21 protein-coding genes are annotated in these 22,020 nt (G+C 61.6%); 12 read left to right on the forward strand and 9 right to left on the reverse strand.

The window, feature by feature from the left end; translation table 11 throughout:
* Window position 1: 1 nt before the first annotated feature.
* From F8N66_RS26360 to ppx, 4 genes are all read left to right on the forward strand, one after another.
* On the forward strand, window positions 2-670 hold the full coding sequence (locus tag F8N66_RS26360) for an amino acid ABC transporter permease (protein WP_150772934.1): 669 nt from the start codon (window positions 2-4) through the stop codon (window positions 668-670).
* Window positions 667-1,317: an amino acid ABC transporter permease gene (locus F8N66_RS26365; RefSeq protein ID WP_150772935.1), complete on the forward strand. Its 651-nt coding sequence runs from the start codon at window positions 667-669 to the stop codon at window positions 1,315-1,317. Before F8N66_RS26360 ends, F8N66_RS26365 begins: the two co-directional genes overlap by 4 nt.
* Window positions 1,304-2,041, forward strand: coding sequence for an amino acid ABC transporter ATP-binding protein (locus tag F8N66_RS26370; protein WP_150772936.1), 738 nt, complete (start codon window positions 1,304-1,306; stop codon window positions 2,039-2,041). The genes F8N66_RS26365 and F8N66_RS26370 overlap by 14 nt, the downstream gene beginning before the upstream one ends.
* Before the next feature lie 245 nt (window positions 2,042-2,286).
* Window positions 2,287-3,789, forward strand: a complete 1,503-nt coding sequence (gene ppx, locus F8N66_RS26375; protein WP_150772937.1) for an exopolyphosphatase — start codon at window positions 2,287-2,289, stop codon at window positions 3,787-3,789.
* Window positions 3,790-3,944: 155 nt separating this feature from the next.
* Here ppx and ppk1 read toward each other — a convergent pair whose 3' ends face one another.
* A complete protein-coding gene (ppk1, locus tag F8N66_RS26380) occupies window positions 3,945-6,167 on the reverse strand; it encodes a polyphosphate kinase 1 (protein ID WP_150772938.1) in 2,223 nt (740 codons plus the stop codon).
* 18 nt (window positions 6,168-6,185) lie between these two features.
* The gene (gene hemB / locus F8N66_RS26385) at window positions 6,186-7,199 is read right to left on the reverse strand and encodes a porphobilinogen synthase (protein WP_150772939.1); all 1,014 of its coding nucleotides are present in this window, start codon (window positions 7,197-7,199) and stop codon (window positions 6,186-6,188) included.
* A gap of 207 nt (window positions 7,200-7,406) precedes the next feature.
* Here hemB and F8N66_RS26390 point away from each other — a divergent pair, with 207 nt between their 5' ends.
* Window positions 7,407-8,039, forward strand: coding sequence for a DedA family protein (locus tag F8N66_RS26390; RefSeq protein WP_150772940.1), 633 nt, complete (start codon window positions 7,407-7,409; stop codon window positions 8,037-8,039).
* Here F8N66_RS26390 and F8N66_RS26395 read toward each other — a convergent pair.
* Window positions 8,020-9,255 carry a sterol desaturase family protein gene (locus F8N66_RS26395; protein ID WP_150772941.1) on the reverse strand — a complete coding sequence of 412 codons (1,236 nt, stop codon included), beginning with the start codon at window positions 9,253-9,255 and terminating at the stop codon, window positions 8,020-8,022. The genes F8N66_RS26390 and F8N66_RS26395 overlap by 20 nt on opposite strands.
* 115 nt (window positions 9,256-9,370) lie before the next feature.
* Between F8N66_RS26395 and elbB the strand changes: the two genes are divergently transcribed.
* Window positions 9,371-10,039 (forward strand): isoprenoid biosynthesis glyoxalase ElbB, encoded by a 669-nt coding sequence (gene elbB / locus F8N66_RS26400; protein ID WP_150772942.1) that lies wholly within the window; start codon window positions 9,371-9,373, stop codon window positions 10,037-10,039.
* A gap of 90 nt (window positions 10,040-10,129) precedes the next feature.
* Here the strand turns inward: elbB and F8N66_RS26405 are convergent, their stop codons facing one another.
* A complete protein-coding gene (locus F8N66_RS26405) occupies window positions 10,130-10,585 on the reverse strand; it encodes a YaiI/YqxD family protein (RefSeq protein ID WP_017341414.1) in 456 nt (151 codons plus the stop codon).
* 112 nt (window positions 10,586-10,697) lie between these two features.
* Window positions 10,698-12,596 (reverse strand): cytochrome c/FTR1 family iron permease, encoded by a 1,899-nt coding sequence (locus tag F8N66_RS26410; protein ID WP_150772943.1) that lies wholly within the window; start codon window positions 12,594-12,596, stop codon window positions 10,698-10,700.
* 325 nt (window positions 12,597-12,921) lie between these two features.
* Between F8N66_RS26410 and F8N66_RS26415 the strand changes: the two genes are divergently transcribed.
* The 4 genes from F8N66_RS26415 to F8N66_RS26430 are packed head-to-tail and all read left to right on the forward strand — an operon-like array spanning window position 12,922 to window position 16,076.
* Window positions 12,922-14,319, forward strand: coding sequence for a COG3014 family protein (locus tag F8N66_RS26415; protein WP_150772944.1), 1,398 nt, complete (start codon window positions 12,922-12,924; stop codon window positions 14,317-14,319).
* A gap of 15 nt (window positions 14,320-14,334) precedes the next feature.
* The gene (locus F8N66_RS26420; protein ID WP_150772945.1) at window positions 14,335-14,706 is read left to right on the forward strand and encodes a YcfL family protein; all 372 of its coding nucleotides are present in this window, start codon (window positions 14,335-14,337) and stop codon (window positions 14,704-14,706) included.
* Window positions 14,707-14,741: 35 nt separating this feature from the next.
* Window positions 14,742-15,329: a penicillin-binding protein activator LpoB gene (gene lpoB, locus F8N66_RS26425; RefSeq protein ID WP_150772946.1), complete on the forward strand. Its 588-nt coding sequence runs from the start codon at window positions 14,742-14,744 to the stop codon at window positions 15,327-15,329.
* 3 nt (window positions 15,330-15,332) lie between these two features.
* Complete coding sequence (locus F8N66_RS26430; RefSeq protein WP_150772947.1) at window positions 15,333-16,076, forward strand: penicillin-binding protein activator LpoB; 744 nt, start codon at window positions 15,333-15,335, stop codon at window positions 16,074-16,076.
* 55 nt (window positions 16,077-16,131) lie between these two features.
* On the opposite strand, the gene F8N66_RS26435 is transcribed toward F8N66_RS26430, so the two are convergent.
* The 3 genes from F8N66_RS26435 to F8N66_RS26445 all read right to left on the reverse strand — a co-directional run bounded on the left by F8N66_RS26435 (window position 16,132) and on the right by F8N66_RS26445 (window position 19,452).
* Window positions 16,132-16,764, reverse strand: coding sequence for a LysE family transporter (locus tag F8N66_RS26435; RefSeq protein ID WP_150772948.1), 633 nt, complete (start codon window positions 16,762-16,764; stop codon window positions 16,132-16,134).
* A gap of 196 nt (window positions 16,765-16,960) precedes the next feature.
* Window positions 16,961-17,542 carry a mechanosensitive ion channel family protein gene (locus F8N66_RS26440; RefSeq protein WP_150772949.1) on the reverse strand — a complete coding sequence of 194 codons (582 nt, stop codon included), beginning with the start codon at window positions 17,540-17,542 and terminating at the stop codon, window positions 16,961-16,963.
* On the reverse strand, window positions 17,542-19,452 hold the full coding sequence (locus F8N66_RS26445) for an ATP-binding cassette domain-containing protein (protein WP_150772950.1): 1,911 nt from the start codon (window positions 19,450-19,452) through the stop codon (window positions 17,542-17,544). The genes F8N66_RS26440 and F8N66_RS26445 overlap by 1 nt, the downstream gene beginning before the upstream one ends.
* Window positions 19,453-19,502: 50 nt before the next feature.
* Between F8N66_RS26445 and F8N66_RS26450 the strand changes: the two genes are divergently transcribed.
* Window positions 19,503-19,967, forward strand: a complete 465-nt coding sequence (locus tag F8N66_RS26450) for a TIGR02444 family protein (RefSeq protein WP_150772951.1) — start codon at window positions 19,503-19,505, stop codon at window positions 19,965-19,967.
* On the opposite strand, the gene F8N66_RS26455 is transcribed toward F8N66_RS26450, so the two are convergent.
* Window positions 19,964-21,109, reverse strand: coding sequence for an AlgP family protein (locus F8N66_RS26455; RefSeq protein ID WP_150772952.1), 1,146 nt, complete (start codon window positions 21,107-21,109; stop codon window positions 19,964-19,966). The two genes, F8N66_RS26450 and F8N66_RS26455, sit on opposite strands and share 4 nt — an antisense overlap.
* Window positions 21,110-21,301: 192 nt before the next feature.
* Between F8N66_RS26455 and F8N66_RS26460 the strand changes: the two genes are divergently transcribed.
* Complete coding sequence (locus F8N66_RS26460; protein ID WP_150772953.1) at window positions 21,302-21,967, forward strand: FKBP-type peptidyl-prolyl cis-trans isomerase; 666 nt, start codon at window positions 21,302-21,304, stop codon at window positions 21,965-21,967.
* Window positions 21,968-22,020: the final 53 nt, after the last annotated feature.

A 22,020-nucleotide genomic window follows, 5' to 3' on the forward strand; every position in this document is an offset into this window, starting at 1 on the left:
TATGGCCTATCAATTCGATTTCCTGCCCGTGGTGCACAACACCGACCTGCTGTTGCGCGGCGCGTTGTTCACCCTTGAGCTGACGGCCATCGGCGCCGTGCTCGGGGTGGGCCTGGGCATCATAGGGGCACTGGTGCGGGCGTGGAACATTCGTCCGTTCGCGGGCTTCTTCGGCGTCTATGTCGAGTTGATCCGCAACACGCCCTTCCTGGTTCAGCTGTTTTTTATCTTCTTCGGCCTGCCGTCCCTGGGCGTGCAGATCTCCGAATGGCAGGCAGCGGTGCTGGCGATGGTGATCAACCTCGGCGCCTATTCCACTGAAATCATCCGCGCCGGCATCCAGGCGATCCCCCGGGGCCAACTGGAAGCGGCTGCGGCATTGGCGATGACGCGCTTTGAAGCCTTCCGCCACGTGGTGCTGCTGCCGGCGCTGAGCAAGGTCTGGCCGGCCCTGAGCAGCCAGATCATTATCGTCATGCTCGGTTCGGCGGTGTGTTCGCAGATCGCCACCGAAGAGCTGAGCTTCGCGGCCAACTTCATACAATCGCGCAACTTCCGCGCCTTTGAAACCTACGCCCTGACCACGCTGATCTACCTGTGCATGGCGCTGCTGATCCGTCAGTTACTGAACTGGATCGGCCATCGATTCATAGCGAGGAGCGCACGATGAGCGATTTCACCCTCTGGGACATCGTGCGCAACTTGCTGACCGGCCTGCAATGGACGCTGGCGCTGTCGTTGGTGGCGTTCATGGGCGGCGGGCTGATCGGCTTGCTGATCATGGTCATGCGTATTTCTAAAAAGGCCTTCCCCCGCAGCTTCGCGCGTACCTGGATCGAACTGTTCCAGGGCACGCCCTTGCTGATGCAGCTGTTCCTGGTGTTCTTCGGGGTGTCCCTGGCCGGGGTCGAGATTTCACCCTGGCTGGCGGCGGCGATTGCCTTGACGCTGTTCACCAGCGCTTACCTGGCGGAGATCTGGCGCGGCTGCGTCGAGTCGATCCCCAATGGCCAGTGGGAAGCCTCGTCGAGCCTGGCGCTGAGCCCGCTGGAACAGCTGCGCCATGTGATCCTGCCGCAGGCCTTGCGTATCGCCGTGGCGCCGACCGTGGGGTTCTCGGTGCAAGTGGTCAAAGGCACCGCTGTCACTTCGATCATCGGTTTTACCGAGCTGACCAAGACCGGCGGCATGCTCGCCAACGCGACCTTCGAACCCTTCATGGTCTACGGCCTCGTGGCCCTGGGCTATTTCCTGCTCTGCTACCCCTTGTCCCTCAGTGCGCGCTACCTGGAAAGGAGACTGCATGCCTCTGCTTAGAATTTCCGCCCTGCATAAATACTACGGCGATCACCATGTACTCAAAGGCATCGACCTGAGTGTCGAGGAAGGCCAGGTGGTGGCGATCATCGGGCGCAGCGGCTCGGGCAAGTCGACCTTGCTGCGCACGCTCAACGGCCTGGAGTCGATCAACGACGGCGTGATCGAAGTCGACGGCGAATACCTCGACGCCGCTCGCGCCGACCTGCGCAGCCTGCGGCAGAAAGTCGGCATGGTGTTCCAGCAGTTCAACCTGTTCCCGCACCTGACCGTGGGCGAAAACGTGATGCTCGCGCCGCAAGTGGTGCAAAAAGTCCCGAAAGCCAAGGCCGCCGAACTGGCGCGACAGATGCTCGAACGCGTGGGTCTGGGGGAGAAATTTGATGCGTTCCCCGATCGCTTGTCCGGCGGCCAGCAGCAGCGCGTCGCGATTGCCCGCGCGCTGGCGATGTCGCCCAAGGTGCTGCTGTGCGATGAAATCACCTCGGCGCTGGACCCGGAGCTGGTCAACGAAGTGCTGAGCGTGGTTCGTCAGCTGGCCAAGGAAGGCATGACCTTGATCATGGTCACCCACGAGATGCGCTTTGCCCGGGAGGTTGGGGACAAGCTGGTGTTCATGCATCAAGGGCTGGTGCATGAAGTGGGGGATCCGAAAACCTTGTTTGCCAATCCGCAGACGGCGGAGCTGGCGAATTTCATCGGGACGGTTGAGGCGGCGGGCTGAAGGCTTTTCGGTGCCTGTCAGGCCGTCTTCGCGGGCAAGCCCGCTCCCACAGGTTTTTGTGTCGATCACAGAAGGGTGAATTTACACCGATCACTGTGGGAGCGGGCTTGCCCGCGAAGCGGCCAGTGCCAGCACCGCAAATTCGCCCCGAGGTAAAAGATCGCGGCCTTCGGTAGCTCCTGCGCGTTGGCGCCAGCCTTTGATCGTGGCACGATGTCAGGGTTATCGACCGAGACCCCCTGACCATGCCGCAATCCCAAGCCAAGAATCTGTCCCTGATCGCCGCAATCGACCTGGGCTCCAACAGCTTTCATATGGTCGTGGCCAAGGCCCAGAACGGCGAGATCCGCATTCTCGAACGTCTCGGGGAAAAGGTTCAGCTGGCCGCCGGCATCAATGAAGAGCGCCAACTCAGCGAAGAATCCATGCAACGCGGGCTCGATTGCCTGAAGCGCTTCGCCCAACTGATCAACGGTATGCCCCTGGGCGCCGTGCGCATCGTAGGCACCAACGCCCTGCGTGAAGCGCGTAACCGAGCCGAATTCATCCGCCGCGCCGAAGAAATCCTCGGCCATCCGGTGGAGGTCATCTCCGGCCGTGAAGAAGCGCGCCTGATCTACCTCGGCGTGTCCCACACCCTCGCCGACACCCCGGGCAAGCGCCTGGTGGCCGACATCGGCGGCGGCAGTACAGAATTCATCATCGGCCAGCGCTTCGAACCGTTGCTGCGCGAAAGCCTGCAGATGGGTTGCGTCAGCTTTACCCAACGCTATTTCAAGGACGGCAAGATCACCCCGGCCCGCTATGCCCAGGCCTACACGGCGGCGCGGCTGGAGATCATGAGCATCGAACACGCCCTGCACCGCCTGACCTGGGATGAAGCCATCGGCTCCTCGGGCACCATCCGCGCCATCGGCCTGGCGCTGAAGGCCGGCGGGCATGGCACTGGCGAGGTCAACGCTGAAGGCCTGGCCTGGCTCAAACGCAAGCTGATCAAACTCGGTGACGTCGAGAAAATCGACTTCGAAGGCATCAAACCTGACCGCCGCGCGATTTTCCCGGCAGGCCTGGCGATTCTCGAAGCCATCTTCGACTCGCTCGAACTGCAACGCATGGACCACTGCGAGGGCGCCCTGCGCGAAGGCGTGCTCTACGACCTGCTGGGCCGCCACCACCACGAAGACGTACGCGAGCGCACCCTGACTTCGTTGATGGAACGCTATCACGTCGACCTGGAACAGGCGGCACGGGTCGAACGCAAGGCCCTGCACGCCTTCGACCAGGTGGCCAAGGACTGGGATCTGGAAGACGGCGTCTGGCGCGAGTTGCTGGGCTGGGCGGCCAAGGTCCATGAAGTGGGCCTGGACATCGCCCACTATCAGTACCACAAACACGGCGCCTACCTGATCGAGCACTCGGACCTTGCCGGTTTCTCCCGGGAAGACCAGTTGATGCTCGCGCTGCTGGTGCGCGGCCATCGCCGCAACATACCCAAGGACAAGTTCGCCGAGTTCGGCGATGACGGCATCAAGCTGATTCGCCTGTGCGTACTGCTGCGCTTTGCGATCCTGTTCCATCACATCCGCGGCACCCAGCAAATGCCTCAGGTGGAATTGAATGCCAATGGCAACAGCCTGGAAGTGGTGTTCCCGGAACATTGGCTGGACGACAACCAATTGACCCAGGCCGACTTCGAGATCGAAGCGCAATGGCTCACTCGCGTTGATATCGTCCTGAGCGTGCGCTAACACCCTGTAGGAGCTGCCGAAGGCTGCGATCTTTTGATCTTGATCTTAAACAACAAGATCAAAAGATCGCAGCCTTCGGCAGCTCCTACAGGGGGCCGCGGCGGAAACAAAAATGGCGATCCGCAGGGATCGCCATTTTTTATTGCCCGGCGTTTCTAGCGCACGGCAAGGATCGGACTGCCCAACCGCTCCAGCAACGTCGCCTGCGCACTGCGCGGGTTCTGGTTGCCGGTTGGCGTGTTGCGGATGTAGCGGCCGTCCGACTGCAGGCTCCAGCTGTGGGTGTTATCGGTCAGGTACAGCTCCAGCTCTTTCTTGACCCGCATGATCAGCTTCTTGCCTTCCACCGGGAAGCAAGTCTCGACGCGCTTGTCGAGGTTGCGCTCCATCCAGTCGGCGCTGGAGAGGAACATCTGCTCTTCGCCGCCATTGAGGAAGTAGAAGACCCGGGTGTGCTCCAGGAAGCGGCCAATGATCGAGCGCACGTGGATGTTGTGGGAAACCCCGGCAATGCCCGGTCGCAGGCAGCACATGCCGCGCACCACCAGATCGATGCGCACGCCCGACTGGCTGGCCTTGTACAACGCGCGGATGATCTTCGGATCGGTCAGCGAGTTGAACTTGGCGATGATGTGCGCCGGTTTGCCGTCCAGGGCGAACTGGGTCTCGCGGGCAATCATGTCGAGCATGCCCTTCTTCAGGGTAAACGGCGCATGCAACAGCTTTTTCATGCGCAGCGTCTTGCCCATGCCGATCAACTGGCTGAACAATTTACCGACGTCTTCGCACAAGGCGTCGTCGGACGTCAGCAGGCTGTAGTCGGTGTACAGGCGGGCGTTGCCGGCGTGGTAGTTACCCGTGCCCAAGTGCGCGTAACGCACGATCTCACCGGCCTCGCGGCGCAGGATCAGCATCATCTTGGCGTGGGTCTTGAAGCCGACCACGCCGTAGATCACCACCGCACCGGCCGCTTGCAGGCGGCTGGCCAGTTGCAGGTTGGACTCTTCGTCGAACCGCGCACGCAATTCGATCACCGCCGTGACCTCCTTGCCGTTACGCGCCGCATCCACCAGCGCATCGACGATTTCCGAGTTGGCGCCGGAGCGGTACAAGGTCTGGCGCACCGCCAGCACATGCGGGTCCTTGGCGGCCTGGCGCAGCAGGTCGACCACCGGGGTGAACGACTCGAACGGGTGCAGCAACAGGATGTCCTGCTTGCTGATCACGCTGAATATGTTTTCGCTGTTTTGCAGCAGTTTCGGGATCTGCGGGGTGAATGGCAGGTATTGCAGCTCGCGCTGGCTGTCCAGGCCGGTGATGCTGAACAGACGCGTCAGGTTCACCGGGCCATTGACCTGATACAGCTCGGTCTCGCTCAGGTTGAACTGCTTGAGCAGGTAGTCCGACAGGTGTTTCGGGCAGGTGTCGGCCACTTCCAGGCGCACCGCATCGCCATAGCGACGGGAGAACAACTCGCCGCGCAGGGCGCGGGCCAGGTCTTCGACGTCTTCGGAGTCCAGCGCCAGGTCGGCGTTTCGGGTCAGGCGGAACTGGTAGCAGCCTTTAACCTTCATGCCCTGGAACAGGTCATCGGCGTGGGCGTGGATCATCGACGACAGGAACACGTAGTTGTCGCCAGGACCACCGACTTCCTCCGGGACCTTGATGACACGCGGCAACAGGCGCGGCGCCGGGATGATCGCCAGGCCGGAATCGCGACCGAAGGCATCGATACCTTCGAGCTCGACGATAAAGTTCAGGCTCTTGTTCACCAGCAACGGGAACGGGTGCGTCGGGTCGAGGCCGATCGGGGTGATGATCGGGGCGATTTCGTCGCGGAAATAGCGGCGGACCCAGGTTTTGAGCTTGGTCGTCCAATGGCGGCGACGGATGAAGCGGACCTGATGTTTCTCCAGTTCCGGCAACAGAATGTCATTGAGGATCGCGTACTGGCGGTCAACGTGACCGTGTACCAGTTCGCTGATGCGCGCCAGCGCCTGGTGCGGCTGCAAGCCATCGGCACCGGCCTGTTCACGGGCGAAGGTGATCTGTTTCTTCAGGCCGGCGACGCGAATCTCGAAGAACTCGTCCAGGTTGCTGGAGAAGATCAGCAGGAACTTCAGCCGCTCCAGCAATGGGTAGGACTCGTCCAGCGCCTGTTCCAGCACGCGGATGTTGAACTGCAGTTGCGAAAGCTCGCGATGGATGTACAGGCTGCTGTCATCCAGGCCGGGAATGGCAATCGCCGGTGCCGCCGGGGCGGCCTCGGCTACCACCGCGGGTGGAGCAGGCTCCAGCTCCGGCGGGGTTTCGGCGATTTGCTCCACCACGGGTTGAGCGTCTTGTACGGCAACTTCAGTGAGTCCTTCGGTATTCATCGACTGTTCCTGGGAGGGCTATTTTTGCTCTCGTAACAATTGAGCTGCGCGAACGGCAAAGTAAGTGAGGATGCCATCAGCGCCTGCACGTTTAAAAGCGGTCAGGGATTCGAGGATAACCCCTTCGCTCAACCAGCCATTCTGGATCGCCGCCATGTGCATGGCGTATTCGCCGCTGACTTGATAAACAAATGTCGGCACTTTGAATTCTTCTTTCACCCGGCAAAGGATGTCCAGATAGGGCATGCCTGGCTTGACCATGACCATGTCTGCGCCTTCTGACAAGTCAGCCGCCACTTCGTGCAGGGCTTCGTTGCTGTTGGCCGGGTCCATCTGATAGGAGGCCTTGTTGGCCTTGCCCAGGTTCAGCGCCGACCCGACCGCGTCGCGGAACGGACCGTAATACGCACTGGCGTACTTCGCCGAGTAGGCCATGATCCGCACGTTGACGTGACCGGCCACTTCGAGGGCCTCGCGGATCGCCTGGATGCGGCCGTCCATCATGTCCGACGGCGCCACGACCTGGGCACCGGCTTCGGCATGGGACAGGGCTTGCCTGACCAGTGCGTCGACAGTGATGTCGTTCTGCACATAGCCTTCTTCGTCGAGAATGCCGTCCTGGCCGTGGGTGGTGAACGGGTCCAGCGCGACGTCGGTGATCACACCCAGCTCGGGGAACCGGGCCCGCAGGGCACGGGTGGCACGCTGGGCAATGCCTTCAGGGTTCCAGGCTTCGGCGGCATCCAGCGACTTGAGCGCCGACGGGGTCACCGGGAACAGCGCCAGCGCCGGAATCCCCAACTCGACCCACCTGGCCGCCTCTTCCAGCAACAGATCGATGGTCAGGCGTTCGACGCCCGGCATCGAGGCCACCGCTTCGCGACGGTTTTCACCGTCCAGCACGAACACCGGCAGGATCAGGTCATCGACGGTCAGCACGTTTTCACGGACCAGTCGACGCGAGAAATCATCACGACGATTGCGGCGCAGGCGGGTTGCAGGGAACAAACGGTTGGCGGGGGTAAAGCTCACGGCAGACTCCTGAGCCCGCGCAGGTGGGCGAGCGTGACAGTTATAAGCGGCCATTATGACGAACACATTACAGTTGTGTGCAACCTGTGACACGTAGCCGCATTCCATTGTCCTTGTAGGAAATGTTCACGTCGAGACACATTTGGACACTTTCCTGAATGTGTACGAAGGGTTAGGCTGCGCGTTCATTTCGCCAGCACCCAGACAATGCTCCAACAATTTCTGCATGACTTCGGCTACTTTGCCCTGTTTCTCGGCACGTTCTTCGAAGGCGAAACCATCCTGGTGCTCGCAGGCTTCCTCGCGTTCCGTGGATACATGGACATTAACGTAGTGGTGGTCGTGGCGTTCTGCGGCAGCTATGCCGGCGACCAGCTGTGGTACTTCCTGGGGCGCAAGCACGGGCGCAAATTGCTGGCGCGCAAGCCCCGCTGGCAGTTGATGGGCGACCGGGCGCTGGAGCACATCCGCAAGCACCCGGACATCTGGGTCCTGAGCTTTCGCTTTGTCTACGGCCTGCGCACGGTGATGCCAGTGGCGATCGGCCTGTCGGGCTATCCACCGGGCCGCTACCTGCTGCTCAACGGCATTGGCGCGGCGATCTGGGCCACCGCGCTGGCGGCGGCGGCGTACCACTTCGGCGCGGTGCTGGAAGGCATGCTCGGCAGCATCAAGAAATATGAGTTGTGGGTGCTCGGCGCCCTGCTCGTCCTGGGCCTGGGCCTGTGGCTGCGCCGGCGCTTCAAGAATGCGCGCCTGGCCAAGCAGGTCTACGCCGACGAGCAAGCCCTGAAAGCCAGACAGGCCAATACCGGCGAACCTAAGACGCCAGTCGAGTGAAGCGGTTTCTGCAACAGTAGAGACCGATTGCGCTGAGCAGGCTGTAGCTGAGCAGGCCAACCCAGCCCACTGTGCTGGCGGGCCACAGCCCCGCCACCGGCGCCAGCCACACCAGCGGCACATTCGATGCCAGCCGCAGCAGTTCCAGCTTCAGCGCCCACGGGCGATTCTCCAGGGCCACGCCCAGCACGAACAACCCCAGCGCCACGGCACCCCAGCCCAGAATCAGGGCGGAGGCCGACAGGCGTGGCTCCAGGTTCATCAAATAGCTGCCCAGTGCGATGTACACGCAGAACTGCAACGCCACATACAGTTGCTGACGCCCGTCCAAAGGCACTTCGAATTTACGGAACTGGCTCAGGTCCGGCTTGTGCAGCGGGTATTTGGCCGCCACATCCGCCGGCCGCCAACCGGTGCGCATGAACCAGATCCGCAGCTTGTCCCAGGTGCTTTCGGTGCGCCGCGCATCCGCCCACAACTGCGCGTAGAACTGCACATTCGCCCACAGCGGATTCCAGCTTGCCAGCGGTGTGGTGACGCCGAAAATCACCGGTTCATTGTCGTCTTCTTCCTGGAACGAGCCGAATAGACGGTCCCAAATAATGAACACCCCGCCGTAGTTGCGATCCATGTAGAGAGCGTTCTGTGCATGGTGGGCCCGATGATTGGATGGCGTGACGAAGAACCACTCGAACCAGCCGAGCTTGGGAATGTGCCGGGTGTGCACCCAGAACTGGTACAGCAGGTTCAGCGCGGCGACACTGACAAACACCAGCAGCGGCACGCCGGCCACGGCCATGGGCAGGTAGAAGATCCAGCTCAACAAAAACCCGGTGCTGGTCTGCCGCAGGGCGGTGGAGAGGTTGTAATCCTCGCTCTGGTGATGCACCGAATGCGCGGCCCAGAGGATGTTGCGCTCATGCCCCATGCGATGCAGCCAGTAGTAGCAGAAGTCATAGAAGACAAAGGCGAAGACCCAGACCCAGACGCTGTCGGCCGAGAGTTCGAACAGCGCCAGGTGCTTGAGGGCAAATGCATAGGTGACCAGGCCCACGCCCTTGGTCAAAAGGCCGGTGGTGGTCGACAGCACGCCGGTGCTGATGCTGTTGATCGCGTCCGCCACCCGATAATTGCTGACCCCGCGCCAACGGTCGGCCAACAGTTCGACGGCGATCAGCACAAAGAAAAACGGCACCGCATACAGAATGAAGTCCATGGTGCGCCCTGGTCGGAATTTGTAGGACAGATCCTATGTGTAGCCGCGAATTAACCCTATGGCAACGAGTGACAAATTAGTGGACATTTAACGCCATGAATCTGGAGAAAAGCCCATGAGCAAAAAAGTTGCAGTGATCCTTTCCGGCTGTGGCGTGTACGACGGCGCCGAAATTTACGAGAGCGTGATTACCCTGTTGCGCCTGGACCAGCGTGGCGCGCAGGTGCAGTGTTTCGCACCGGATATTGCGCAGTTGCACGTGATCAATCACCTGACGGGCGAAGAAATGCCCGAATCGCGCAATGTCCTGGTGGAGTCGGCGCGCATTGCCCGTGGCGAGATCAAGGACATTCGTGAGGCCGACGCCGAGGACTTCGATGCGCTGATCATTCCTGGCGGCTTCGGCTCGGCCAAGAACCTGTCCAACTTCGCCGTGGAAGGCACCGCCTGCACCGTGCAACCCGATGTCCTGGCCTTGACCGAAGCCTTTGCCGAGGCGGGCAAACCGGTCGGCCTGATCTGCATCTCGCCGGCCCTGGCGGCAAAAATCTATGGCCCGGGCGTGACCTGCACCATCGGCAATGACGCCGACACCGCCGCCGCGCTGAACAAGATGGGCGCCACCCACCAAGAGTGCGCCGTGAGCGACATCGTCGAAGACAAGGCGCGCAAACTGGTGAGCACTCCGGCGTACATGCTGGCCGCAAGCATCAGCGAAGCGGCGTCGGGCATCAACAAACTGGTCGACCGCGTACTCGAACTGACCCACGAAAACGATGCGTAACTAACAGTAAGATCAAAAGATCGCAGCCTTCGGCAGCTCCTACGGGCGTACGCCGATCCTTTGTAGGAGCTGCCGAAGGCTGCGATCTTTTCAGGGTTTGCGCGTCAGCCGCGTCAAGATCCTATCCAGCGCATTGGCAAACGCCTGCTTCTCCCGCTCGCCAAACGGCGCCGGCCCACCACTCATCTGCCCTTGCTCGCGCAAGTCCGTGAACAGGTTTCGCACCGCCAGCCGGTCACCCATGTTCTGCGCATCGAACTCCTTGCCCCGTGGGTCCAGCGCCGCAACCCCCTTTTTCACCAGACGGTCAGCCAGCGGCACATCGCTGCAAATCACCAGCTCTCCAGGCACGGCGTGTTCCACCAGGTAGTCGTCGGCGGCGTCCGGACCACTGGGCACCACGATCAGCTTCACCAGGGCCAGGCCCGGCTTGATCTGTGGCTGGCCCGCCACCAGCACCACCTCAAACTGGCGCTTGAGGGCGAATTTCACCACCAGATCCTTGGCCGCCCGGGGGCAGGCGTCGGCATCGATCCATACGCGCATGTTCTTTACCTCTCTAAAAGCAAAAGATCGCAGCCTTCGGCAGCGCCTACATGGGGTTAACGTACACCTGTAGGAGCTGCCGAAGGCTGCGATCTTTCAAAGGATCAGTCGATCAGGAAACCTGCACCCGCCGCTTCTCAGCCACCCAACTGCGGCCATACAGCACCACAATCGCAATGATCGCCACCGCCTGCGCACTCAACGAGTAAGCATCGGCATGAATCCCCAGCCAATCGAACTCGAAGAACGGCACCGGCCGCGTACCGAAGATCCCCGCTTCCTGCAACGCCTTCACACCATGCCCGGCGAACACCACCGACAACGCGCACAGCAGACCGGCGTTGATGCTGAAGAACAGCGTCAACGGCAACTTCGCCGAGCCGCGCAAAATCACCCACGCCAGACCCACCAGCAGCACCAGTGCCGTCGCACCGCCGGCCAGCACCGCGTCGTGACCCGCAGGGCCCGCCTGCAACCACAGGGTTTCGTAGAACAGGATCACTTCGAAAAGCTCGCGATACACCGAGAAGAACGCCAGGATCGCAAAGCCGAACCGCCCACCACCGCCCACCAGGCTGCTCTTGATGTAATCCTGCCAGGCCGCGGCATGGCGACGGTCGTGCATCCACACGCCCAGCCACAACACCATGACGCTGGCGAACAAGGCCGTCGCGCCTTCCAGCAACTCACGCTGTGAGCCGCTGACATCGATCACATACGCCGCCAACGCCCAGGTTCCCAAACCGGCCAGCAGCGCCAGGCCCCAACCGACGTTGACGCTGCGCACCGCCGATTGCTGGCCGGTGTTACGCAGGAAGGCGAGGATCGCCGCCAGCACCAGAATCGCTTCCAGGCCTTCGCGCAGCAGAATCAACAGGCCGGAAATGTAGCTCAGCGACCAGCTCAAACCATCGCTGCCCAACAGGCCGGCCGAGGTCTTCAATTTGGCCTTGGCCGCTTCCAGACGCTGCTCGACCTGCTCCACCGGCAAGCCATCCTGCAACGACTGACGGTAGGCCATCAGGGATTTTTCCGTGTCCTTGCGCACCTCGGCGTCGACGTTATCGAGGGAGCTTTCGACCAGTTCGAAGCCTTCCAGGTACGCCGCCACCGACAAGTCATAGGCCTGATCGTGGTCACCGGCACGGTAGGCCGCGACACTCTTGTCCAGGGTCGCGGCGGTGTAATCGAGCAATTGCGCCGGGCCGCGCTTGACCTGGGGCGGCTGTGCCCGTTGCGCACGGAAGGTCGCTGCGGCTTGCGGGCCATCGGTGGCCTGCACTTCGGCCGGGGTCTGGCGGGCCAGGTCGGCGATGTTGAACACTTTGTCACCGCCTGCGGTTGCCGAATCGGCACTGAAGCTGGCGATGTAGGTGGCCAGGTCCCAACGCTGGCGATCATCCAGCTGATCGGCGAACGCCGGCATGTCGGTGCCTTCAACGCCCAGGCCCAGGGTGTTGTAGATCGCGTACAGGCTCAGGTGATCCAGGCGCGCGTTATCACGCAGATTGGCCGGTGGCGGCGTCAGGCCGACACCCGCCGGACCGTCACCCGCCCCGGTATCGCCGTGGCACACCGAACAGTGCTGCGCGTACAGCGGCGCGCCACGGGTCGGGTCCGGGGTAATGATCGGGGCCTGGGTCACCTCATAGGCCACGGCCAGCCGGGCCCCGAGCTGCCGCGCCTGACGGGCGACATCCGCGCCGTCCTGACGTGCCGCGATTGCACTGCGCAGCGTGCCGATGCCCTGCTCCAGCCCGGCCTTTTCCGGCTGGGCCGGCATCGCGGCCACCAGGCCTTGCAACGCCTGGACGAATTCCAGTTGCTCGCGGTATTCAGACTCGTTGACGACCTTGCCGGCCTGCACCGCTTGCGGGTAATCCGCACCGATGTAGTCGAGTAAGTGCAGGGCTTGCGGCGCGCCTTCCACCGTGTCGGCCAGCAGGTTGACGCTGCATAGGGCAAACACCGGCGCTATCAGCCAGGCCAGGAAACGGGACGGGGCAATCATGAATGAATCTCAATTGGAAACACGAAGTAACATATTGTTCCCTCCCAATGACTTTCACTCAAGCTTTGTTGTGGATTAACGGCCTATCCCCGTGAGCCTGAACACAACTCCTGCGGGTGGTGATGGCTCCCTCTGATAACTAGCTATTAAAAAGCCATTACTTAGCCAGCACTTATCCTTATAATGCGCCGCCCTTTTATTTCGAAACGGCATTAAGCGTCTCACCCCCGATGAGGCATTGGCAGGAAGCCTGAATCCCTGGCAATGGGTCCCCACAGCCCGACCTGCGACAGCGGCTGCTTATGTTCAGGGAAGAAGTAACCTCATGGCCTCCCGTGCCCTTACCGTGATTGCACTCAGCGCCGTCACGTTGCTCTCCGGCTGTTCCGCTTTTCGCAACTACGATTCCGAACTGGCGCAAACCAACCAGCAACTGGCCACCGGCAATGTCGATGCCGCACTGACCCTGCTGGAAAAGAACAACCGGGGCGAAGACAAAGACCTGCTCTATTACTTCGAGAAAGGCGAATTGCTGCGCGCCAAGGGTGATTTGTCCGCCAGCCAGCACGCCTGGAACAACGCCGACCAGGTGGTGGGCCAGTGGGAAGACTCGGTCAAGCTCGATACCGCCAAGTACCTGGCTCAGTTCGGCAGCCTCCTGGTGAACGACAAGGTGCGTCGCTACGAGGGCTATGACTACGAAAAAGTCATGCTGACCACGCAGATGGCCCTTAACTTCACGGCGATGAACGACTTTGACGGCGCCCGCACCGCGATCAAGAAAACCCACGAACGCGAAGCGGTGATCGCTGACCTGCGCGACCAGCAATACCTCAAGAGCGAAGAAGAAGCCGAGAAAGAAGGCATCACCACCCAGTACAAGGACTTGCAGGGCTACCCGGTCGACAGCCTCGATGCTCCCGAGGTGGTCGGCCTGAAAAACAGCTACCAGAGCGCCTTCAGCCATTACCTGGCGGGCTTCATCTATGAAGCCCTGGGTGAAAAAGACCTGGCGGCGCCGGGCTATCGCAAAGCCGCCGAACTGCGGCCAAACACGCCGCTGCTGGAGCAGGCACTGGTCAATCTCGACAAGCCCGGCGGCAAGGACGATGACAGCGATATCCTGATCGTGGTGCAAAGCGGCCTGGCACCGGCCCGGGATTCGATCCGCATCCCGCTGCCCCTGCCGATCAGCGGCAACGTCGTCATCACCCCGCTGTCGTTCCCGATCATCAAGCCTGACACCTCCACCGCAGTGCTGGCACAGATCTGCGTGGATGGACAGCCACGGGACCTGACCCCGCTCAACAGCACCACGGCCATGTCCCGACGCGCCCTGCGCGACGACATGCCGGGCATCATCGTGCGCACCACCGTGCGCGCCGTGACCCGTGGCGTGGCGCAGAAGCAGATCAACGAAACCAACCCGCTGGCCGGCCTGGCCGTCGGCATCACTTCAGCCGTACTCGAAGGCGCCGACACCCGTACGTGGCGCACGCTGCCCGACAACACCCAAGTGGTGCGCCTGCGTCTGAAGAAAGGCGAACACCAGTTCACCCTTTCGAACGTGATGGGTGGCTCGACGGTGAAGGTCACCGTCGATCAGCGCTACCAGGTGATCAGCCTGCGCACCGTGGGCAACCAGGTGTTCGCCAGCGGCGTGGCCGCCCACGTCATCCCGAGTGTCAGCCCGACCGCCGTGGCCAGCCTCGTCACCCCTTAAGCACGGAGTCTTTTCATGCGTTTCAAATTCATCGCTGTCCTCGGCCTGGCCCTGCTGGCCGGCTGCGCCACACCGCCACCACCGGAGCCGGGCAGCGCCGCCAGTAAAGTCGTGGCCATGGGCAAGCTCAATAACATTGTGGTCGGCGCCATGCGCGTGGCCCGGGAAAACGGCTTCATGACGGTCAACACGCAGCTGAGCAACACCAGCTACAACAACAAGACCTTCTACTACCGCTTCGCCTGGCTCGGCCCTGAAGGCTTCCCGATTGCCGAAGAGGAAACCTGGAAAAGCCAGCTGATGTACGGCGAGCAGACAAGCTTCATCCAGGCCATCGCCCCGACCGCCAAAGCCGTGGATTTCCGCCTGGAAATCAAGACGCCTTAAGCCTTTCCATTCGATCCGTTCCAGAGAGTACCCTCATGTTTGCTCGCTTCTCCTTCATCGCCGTCATCGCCCTGCTCGCCAGTGGTTGCGCCAACACCTCGCCAACCCTGGGCAGCAAGAACATCGGCTACGGCGATACCAAGGCGGTTGAAACCGTGACCAACGAATTCGGCTCGACCGACCTGCAAATGATTGCCGAGTCCATGACCCGCTCCCTGGCCCAGTCCGGCATTCTGCAGGGCCGCCCGGTGGTACAGGTCTACGACGTGAAGAACAAGACCAGCGAGTACATCGATACCCGCGAAATCACCACCAGCATCAAGACCCAGCTGATGAAGACCGGCACCGCCCGCTTCGCCAGCGACAACACCCAGATGCAGAGCCAGGTCGACCAGCTCAAGCTACAAAACCAGAGCGGCTTGTACAAAAAGAGCACCGTGGCCAAGACCGGCAACATGATCGCCGCCCAGTATCGCCTCGAAGGTTCGATCAGCTCGATCGTCAAGCGCAGCGCCGACTACAAGGACGTCTTCTACAAATTCAGCCTGCAACTGATCGACGTTGAAAGCGGCCTGGCCGAATGGATGGACGAAAAAGAAATCCGCAAGACCACGGAGCGTTAAGCCATGCGCACATGGATCGGCATGATGGCCCTGGCTTGCGCGTTCAGCGTGCAAGCGGCCCCGAAAATTGCGGTGACGGACCTGGCGTACCAGGAGCGGGTGGAGCAGTACATCCACATCGTTTCCGCGCAGAGCAATTTCCAGGCAAGCCCCTACAGCGCCAGCGGCTCGTCGAGCTACAACGAAATCGAAGCCACCAGCAGCTACATCGAACAGGGCGAGCTGCGTAAATTCACCGGTGACATCAAGGGTGAGATTCTGCGCACCGGCCTGTTCCAACTGGTGCAGGGCACGCCTTACACGGCGGCCTCCAAAGGTGATGTCTACGACGTAATCAAGCGCATCAAGGCCGGTAACTTCAAAGGTGCCGACTATGTGCTGTTCGGCACAGTGTCGGACATCGACTTCACCCGCGACGTGACCGAGCTGGCCAATACCGACAGCCATTCGGCAGTGCTGGGGCTGACCCTGGTGGCCGACTTCAGCCTGATCAACACCCGGACCTATGAAATCACTTCGGCGTTCACGGCGATGGGCGAAGGCCAGGACACCAAACTGGTCAACGGCCGGGACATCAAAGTGTCGCTGAACCGCCCACGGGTGGTGCGAGAGGTGTCCAAGGCGCTGGGCGAGGACGTAGCCGCGCAGATGAGCCAGCAGCTCGGTGGCGGTGGTTACGAGCAGCCCGGGCAAGCACCGTTGCGCAACAACCTGCCCGCGGACACGGCGCCGGTCATCCTGCGCTGACACGGGGAAACAAAAAGGCGACCTGAAAAGGTCGCCTTTTTTGTGCCTGGCTCTTTTACACGGCCGCTTTGCGAAGCGTTGCCATGAACGCCGCCGCACCAATGAACAGCCCGGCAAACGTTCGGTTCATGCGTCTTTGCTGTTTCGGCGTGCGCAACAGACGCAGGACCTTGGACGCCAGCCCGGTGTAACCGGCCATGACGATCAGATCGACGCAAATCATGGTCGCACCGATGATCAGGTACTGGATCACCAGCGGTGCGTGCGGGTCGATGAACTGCGGCAGCACCGCAAGCATGAACACCAGTGCCTTGGGGTTACTGATGTTCACCAGAAAACCACGGAACACCAGGACCAGCGGCTTGCCGATCGGGCGGATGGCCGCGTCATCGCTCATGTCGCTGGGCAGTGCACGCCATTGCTTGATCGCGAGGTACACCAGGTACGCCACGCCGAACCACTTGATCGCATAAAAGGCCGTGGCCGACGCCGTAAGGATCGCGCCCACGCCCGCGCCGACAATGGCGATTTGCACCGCCAGGCCCAATTGCAGGCCCAGGGCGTTCCAGTAACCCCGCCAGAAACCGTATTGAAGACCGCTGGACATCGACGCAATGGCACCGGCACCGGGAGACAGGCTGATCACCCAGCAGGCGGCAAAAAACGCCAGCCATGTTTGAAGCTCCATTACACACCTCGACTCAGACTCGTGACAAATGTCTAAGCTAATGCGGCTTTGGGTGGATGACTACCGATTTTTTGCCGGATGTAACTTGAGCCGATGAATGCCAATAGCAAAAGATCGCAGCCTTCGGCAGCTCCTACAGAGAACACGATCCCTGTAGGAGCTGCCGATGAATGCGATCTTTCAAGCTTGAAGAGTCTTACTTCTCAAACCCGCTCGAAGGAAACACATCAGTCCCCCGCCAACGCCGCACCGAACGCTGGAAGAACAGGCTATTGGGCACCTGCACCATGGCGCTGCCCGTCCCAAGTTCTTCAGCCTCGATCAGCGTGGTGTACAGCAGATTGATCGCCACCACCCGCCCTTTCACACCAGGCTTATCGGTGGTATCCACCAGTTCCACCACATCGCCCAGGCGAAACGGGCCAACGGTAAAAATCAGGATCGCGCACAGCAGATTGGAGAGCACGCTCCACATGGCGAAAAACGCCACCGCAGCGACCGCGACAAAACCGGACAACGCCGTCCAGAGCACCGTGGCCGACACCCCGAGGCGCTCGAGCACAAAGATCAGCGCACTGCCCATGATCAGCCAGCGCAGACCGCCGCGCAGCGGCATCAGCAACTGCGGCGGAAACGGGTAGCGCTCGCCGAGACGGGTCAGGCATTTGGCGACAAAGCGCTGGGCGACGTAACCGGCCAGCAGAATCAGCAGGATTTGCACACCCAGCCAGATCGGCTCTACCCACATCGCCGGCAACGGCAGCTTGAACGCGTCCATCAGGACAGCGCCTCCAGCTCCGCCTGCATGCTCTCCAGCAATTCCAGGGCTTCCATCCAGGCTTCTTCCAGTTCGGCTTCACGCACCTTCAGCCTGGCTTGCTCGGCCAACAGATCGCGCAATTCGTTCTTGCGCGCCGGCTCGTAGATATCGCTGTCACCAAGGCTGGTGTCGATCTTCGCCAGCTTCTCGTGCAGCTTGCCCAGCTCGGCTTCGAGCTTTTCCGCTTCGCGCTTGTGGGGAGCCAGTTGCTGGCGCAAGGCAGCCGCAGCCTGACGCTGGGCTTTCTTGTCGGTCTTGTCCGGGTTGACCGGGGTGTTACTGACCGGGGCATTGCGCTGACGGTACTCCACCAGCCAACGGGTGTAGTCCTCCAGGTCGCCGTCGAATTCTTCGACCTTGCCGTCCGCCACCAGATAGAAGTTATCGGTGGTGCTCTTGAGCAGGTGACGGTCGTGGGAGACCACCAGGACTGCACCACTGAATTCCTGCAAGGCCATGGTCAGTGCCAGGCGCATTTCCAGGTCCAGGTGGTTGGTCGGTTCGTCGAGCAGCAACAGGTTCGGCCGGTCCCAGGCGATCAACGCCAGGGCCAGACGCGCTTTCTCGCCACCGGAGAAATTCAGCACCGGCTCGTCGATTCGCGCGCCACGGAAGTCGAAGCCGCCGAGGAAGTCACGCAGGGTCTGCTCGCGCTCGGTCGGGGCCAAGCGCTGCAAGTGCAGCAACGGGCTGGCCTTGGCGTCCAGGGAATCGAGCTGATGCTGGGCGAAGTAGCCGACGACGGTGTTCTCGCCACGGGTCAACCGGCCGGCCAGCGGCTCGAGTTCACCCGCGAGGTTTTTGATCAGGGTCGACTTGCCCGCGCCGTTGGGGCCGAGCAAACCGATCCGTGCGCCGGGGGTCAGTTGCAGCTTGACCTTCTCCAGCACGGTTTTCTCGCCGTAGCCCAGACGGGCATCGGACAGGTCGATCAGCGGGCTGGAAATTTTCTGCGATTCGCGGAACACGAAATCGAACGGCGAATCGACGTGGGCGGCGGTCAGCTCCTCCATCCGCTCCAGCGCCTTGATCCGGCTCTGGGCCTGGCGGGCCTTGGTGGCCTGGGCCTTGAAACGGGCGATGTAGCTTTCCATGTGCGCACGTTGCGCCTGCTGCTTCTCGTAGGCCTGCTGTTGCTGGGCCAGGCGCTCGGCGCGGGCACGCTCGAAAGCGCTGTAGCCACCGCGATACAGGGTGATCTTGCGCTGATCGACGTGGGCCACGTGATCGACCACGGCATCGAGGAAATCCCGGTCGTGGGAGATCAGCATCAAGGTGCCGGGATAGCTTTTGAGCCATTCTTCCAGCCAGATGATGGCGTCGAGGTCCAGGTGGTTGGTCGGTTCGTCGAGCAACAGCAGGTCCGAAGGACACATCAGGGCCTGCGCCAGATTCAGACGCATCCGCCAGCCACCGGAGAAATCTCCTACCGGCCGATCCATCTGCTCGTTGGTGAACCCCAGGCCTGCCAGCAGCTTGCGCGCCCGGGCATCGGCGGTGTAACCGTCGGCACTGTCGAGTTCTGAGTGCAGGCGGGCCTGTGCGGCACCGTCATGGGCCGCTTCGGCTGCCGCCAGGTCGCGTTGCACCTGGCGCAGGCGCAGGTCGCCATCGAGCACGTAGTCGACCGCCAGGCGATCGAGCGTGTCGACCTCCTGGCGCATGTGGGCGATACGCCAGTCGGCCGGCAGGAAGCAGTCGCCCGAATCCGGGTGCAGTTCACCCCGGAGCAAGGCGAACAGGCTCGATTTGCCGGCGCCATTGGCACCGATGAGGCCGGCTTTCTGGCCGGCGTGCAGGGTCAGCTCGGCGTCTTCTAGCAGACGTTGCGGGCCACGCTGTAAAGTCAGGTTCTGAAGTCGAATCATAATGGCGGCGGAGTCTACCAGCTTCGCTCGCAACTGGCGCGAGTAGCACTATGTCCTCTGACCTGTGGAGCTTTTCCGTAGAAACCTATTCCAGACGCGGCGTTGAACCCGCGTGCCTGCTGTTGCAGTCGAACGGCGCGAACGTGTGCCTGCTGCTGTGCGGGCTGTGGCTGGGGAAACGTGGCGTTAGCTGCGACGAACAGCGATTGCAGCGGCTTCGCGATGTCGCAGGCCCCTGGGACGCTGAGGTCGTGCAACCGGTGCGCGCTTTGCGACAACGATGGAAAGTCGCCGCGGGCGAGGATGCCGGCCTGAACAATTTGCGCGAGGAAGTGAAGAACCTGGAAATGGAAGCTGAGCGGGTTCTGTTAGTGCGCCTGGAGCAATCGGCGCAGGACTGGCCGCAGGATGAGGCGAGGGATTTATCAGCCTGGCTGGACGGCGTTGTGGCGGGGGTCGCCCTCCCGGACCGCGACGCGCTGCATCAGCTGCGCGTCGCGGTATCCGGCACTTAGGAAGCGCTGGTTGGGGTGGAGGCAGTGCTCGACGGTGCAACTGGCGTTGGCGCAGTGGTGGCTGTCGAGGTTGTTGCCGCTGGCGCAGGAGCAGCCGAAGCGGATGGCGCTGGCGTCGCTGGCTTGGCGGCAGGCGCCGGGGTCGGCTTGGCCGCTGCGGCCGGTTTCTTCACCGCGGGTTTTGCGGCTGGCTTGGCGGCTGGTTTGGCAGCGGCAGGTTTTGCGGCTGGTTTTGCTGCGGGTTTGGCAGCAGCAGGTTTGGCGGCAGGTTTCGCTGCGGCTGGTTTTGCGGCAGCGGCTGGTTTCGCGGCGACAGGTTTTGCAGCAGCCGTTTTCGCAGCTGGTTTAGCGGCTGGTTTTGCAGCTGGCTTGGCAGCGGTTTTAGCCGCGACAGGTTTTGCAGCGGGCTTGGCAGCGGCGGTTCTGGCAGCTGGTTTTGCGGCCGGCTTGGCGGCTGGTTTTGCAGCAGCGGTTTTCGCCACGGCCGGTTTCGCGGCAGCCGTTCTTGCAGCTGGTTTTGCAGCTGGTTTTGCAGCAGCCGTTTTAGCTACGGCAGGTTTTGCAGCCGCCGTTTTCGCAGCCGGTTTGGCAGCGCTCGCAGCAACCGGTTTTTTCACCGCGGGTTTTGCTGCGGCTTTCACCGGTGCTTTGGCAACCGGTTTGGCGGCAGGCTTGGCCGGTGCTTTCACAGCAGCCGGTTTGGCAGCGGCTTTCTTCGCAGGGGCCGCAGCAGGCTTGGCCGCACGCAGGGACAACGCCTTGCCGACAGCCTCTTGAACACGACCAACGCCCTGGGCCAGTTTCAGGCTTTCCTGAGCGTCACGCTTGAGTTGCAGGATGTAGCCGCGAGTGTCCGACTGACGCTCCTTGAGGGCATCCAGCAGGTCTTCGAGTTCCTTCACGCCACCCTTGGCTTTTGCTTGTGCCTTGGCCTTACCGGCCGCTGCGGCGTCCTGCAATTTGATGCGGGATTTGTGCAATTTTTCCTGCGCTTTTCCGCGCTGCTTTTCCAGTTTGGCGAGCAGTTTTTCAGCATCAGCCAGGGCTTCTGAACAAGCGGTTTCCAGATGCTCGAGCAGGCTGCCCGAGAGTTGTTGGAGTAAGTGCAACGGGGTATTTACAGGCTTCTTGGTGGCCGACATGGTTTACCTCCTGGATGACGTGGGTGCGGCTCATACTAGACCTCTGCTGCTACCGCCGCTAGGGCATCTTGACAGTATCCAAAGCGTTGCGTTGCAACGAATGGAAAATGTTCTGCGCCCGAGCAAAACCAGTTCACCGTTATGCGCATTCACACTGGCATAATCGCCCGCATCCCAGGTCGGAGAGTGCCCATGTCGCGCTACCTTTTTTTATCGCTGTGCGTGATTTTTTCCGTGGCCCAGGCCGACGAAAAAACCCAGGCAAATGATGCTCGCGATCTCGCTTACAGTTTGGGTGCGAGCCTCGGTGAACGCTTGCGCCAGGAGGTCCCCGACCTGCAACTCAAAGCGTTGGTCGAAGGTTTGCAGCAAGCCTACCAAGGCAAGCCGCTGGCGCTGAAAGACGAGCAGATCGAACAGATCCTGACCGAACACGAAGCCCGGATTGCCATGCAAACACCTGCGCCGCAAAGCGAGCTCGCGCTGGAGAACGAGCAGCGTTTTCTCGCCGGTGAAAAAGCCCGGCCCGGCGTTCGTGAACTGGCGGATGGAATATTGCTGACGGAGTTGGTGCCGGGCAACGGCGCCAAGGCCGGACCGAACGGAAAAGTGCAGGTGCTATATATCGGCCGCCTGCCTGACGGTACCGTGTTCGACCAGAACAACCAGCCACAATGGTTCAGTCTCGATAGCGTGATCAGCGGCTGGCGCAGCGCACTGCAAGACATGCCGGTCGGGGCCAAATGGCGCCTGGTGATCCCATCGGCGCAAGCCTATGGCGCCGACGGTGCCGGCGACCTGATCGCACCGTTCACCCCCCTGGTGTTTGAAGTCGAATTGCGCGGCGCCACCAGCTGAAACAAGAAATGAAAAACGGTGCGCCATGGCGCACCGTTTTCAGGTCTTGCGAG

Origin of the sequence: Pseudomonas fluorescens, from assembly GCF_902498195.1 — a bacterium.
Lineage (GTDB): Bacteria > Pseudomonadota > Gammaproteobacteria > Pseudomonadales > Pseudomonadaceae > Aquipseudomonas > Aquipseudomonas fluorescens_BU.

Bases quoted from the DNA above. Each gene is read 5' to 3' on its own strand.
- F8N66_RS26450 (WP_150772951.1), top strand. From the start codon at position 19,503: ATGTCCTCTGACCTGTGGAGCTTTTCCGTAGAAACCTATTCCAGACGC.
- F8N66_RS26445 (WP_150772950.1), bottom strand. From the start codon at position 19,452: ATGATTCGACTTCAGAACCTGACTTTACAGCGTGGCCCGCAACGTCTG.
- F8N66_RS26420 (WP_150772945.1), top strand. From the start codon at position 14,335: ATGCGTTTCAAATTCATCGCTGTCCTCGGCCTGGCCCTGCTGGCCGGC.
- lpoB (WP_150772946.1), top strand. From the start codon at position 14,742: ATGTTTGCTCGCTTCTCCTTCATCGCCGTCATCGCCCTGCTCGCCAGT.
- ppx (WP_150772937.1), top strand. From the start codon at position 2,287: ATGCCGCAATCCCAAGCCAAGAATCTGTCCCTGATCGCCGCAATCGAC.
- F8N66_RS26360 (WP_150772934.1), top strand. From the start codon at position 2: ATGGCCTATCAATTCGATTTCCTGCCCGTGGTGCACAACACCGACCTG.
- F8N66_RS26390 (WP_150772940.1), top strand. From the start codon at position 7,407: ATGCTCCAACAATTTCTGCATGACTTCGGCTACTTTGCCCTGTTTCTC.
- F8N66_RS26410 (WP_150772943.1), bottom strand. From the start codon at position 12,596: ATGATTGCCCCGTCCCGTTTCCTGGCCTGGCTGATAGCGCCGGTGTTT.
- F8N66_RS26430 (WP_150772947.1), top strand. From the start codon at position 15,333: ATGCGCACATGGATCGGCATGATGGCCCTGGCTTGCGCGTTCAGCGTG.
- F8N66_RS26405 (WP_017341414.1), bottom strand. From the start codon at position 10,585: ATGCGCGTATGGATCGATGCCGACGCCTGCCCCCGGGCGGCCAAGGAT.
- F8N66_RS26365 (WP_150772935.1), top strand. From the start codon at position 667: ATGAGCGATTTCACCCTCTGGGACATCGTGCGCAACTTGCTGACCGGC.
- elbB (WP_150772942.1), top strand. From the start codon at position 9,371: ATGAGCAAAAAAGTTGCAGTGATCCTTTCCGGCTGTGGCGTGTACGAC.
- F8N66_RS26370 (WP_150772936.1), top strand. From the start codon at position 1,304: ATGCCTCTGCTTAGAATTTCCGCCCTGCATAAATACTACGGCGATCAC.
- F8N66_RS26435 (WP_150772948.1), bottom strand. From the start codon at position 16,764: ATGGAGCTTCAAACATGGCTGGCGTTTTTTGCCGCCTGCTGGGTGATC.
- ppk1 (WP_150772938.1), bottom strand. From the start codon at position 6,167: ATGAATACCGAAGGACTCACTGAAGTTGCCGTACAAGACGCTCAACCC.
- F8N66_RS26415 (WP_150772944.1), top strand. From the start codon at position 12,922: ATGGCCTCCCGTGCCCTTACCGTGATTGCACTCAGCGCCGTCACGTTG.
- F8N66_RS26460 (WP_150772953.1), top strand. From the start codon at position 21,302: ATGTCGCGCTACCTTTTTTTATCGCTGTGCGTGATTTTTTCCGTGGCC.
- F8N66_RS26395 (WP_150772941.1), bottom strand. From the start codon at position 9,255: ATGGACTTCATTCTGTATGCGGTGCCGTTTTTCTTTGTGCTGATCGCC.
- F8N66_RS26455 (WP_150772952.1), bottom strand. From the start codon at position 21,109: ATGTCGGCCACCAAGAAGCCTGTAAATACCCCGTTGCACTTACTCCAA.
- F8N66_RS26440 (WP_150772949.1), bottom strand. From the start codon at position 17,542: ATGGACGCGTTCAAGCTGCCGTTGCCGGCGATGTGGGTAGAGCCGATC.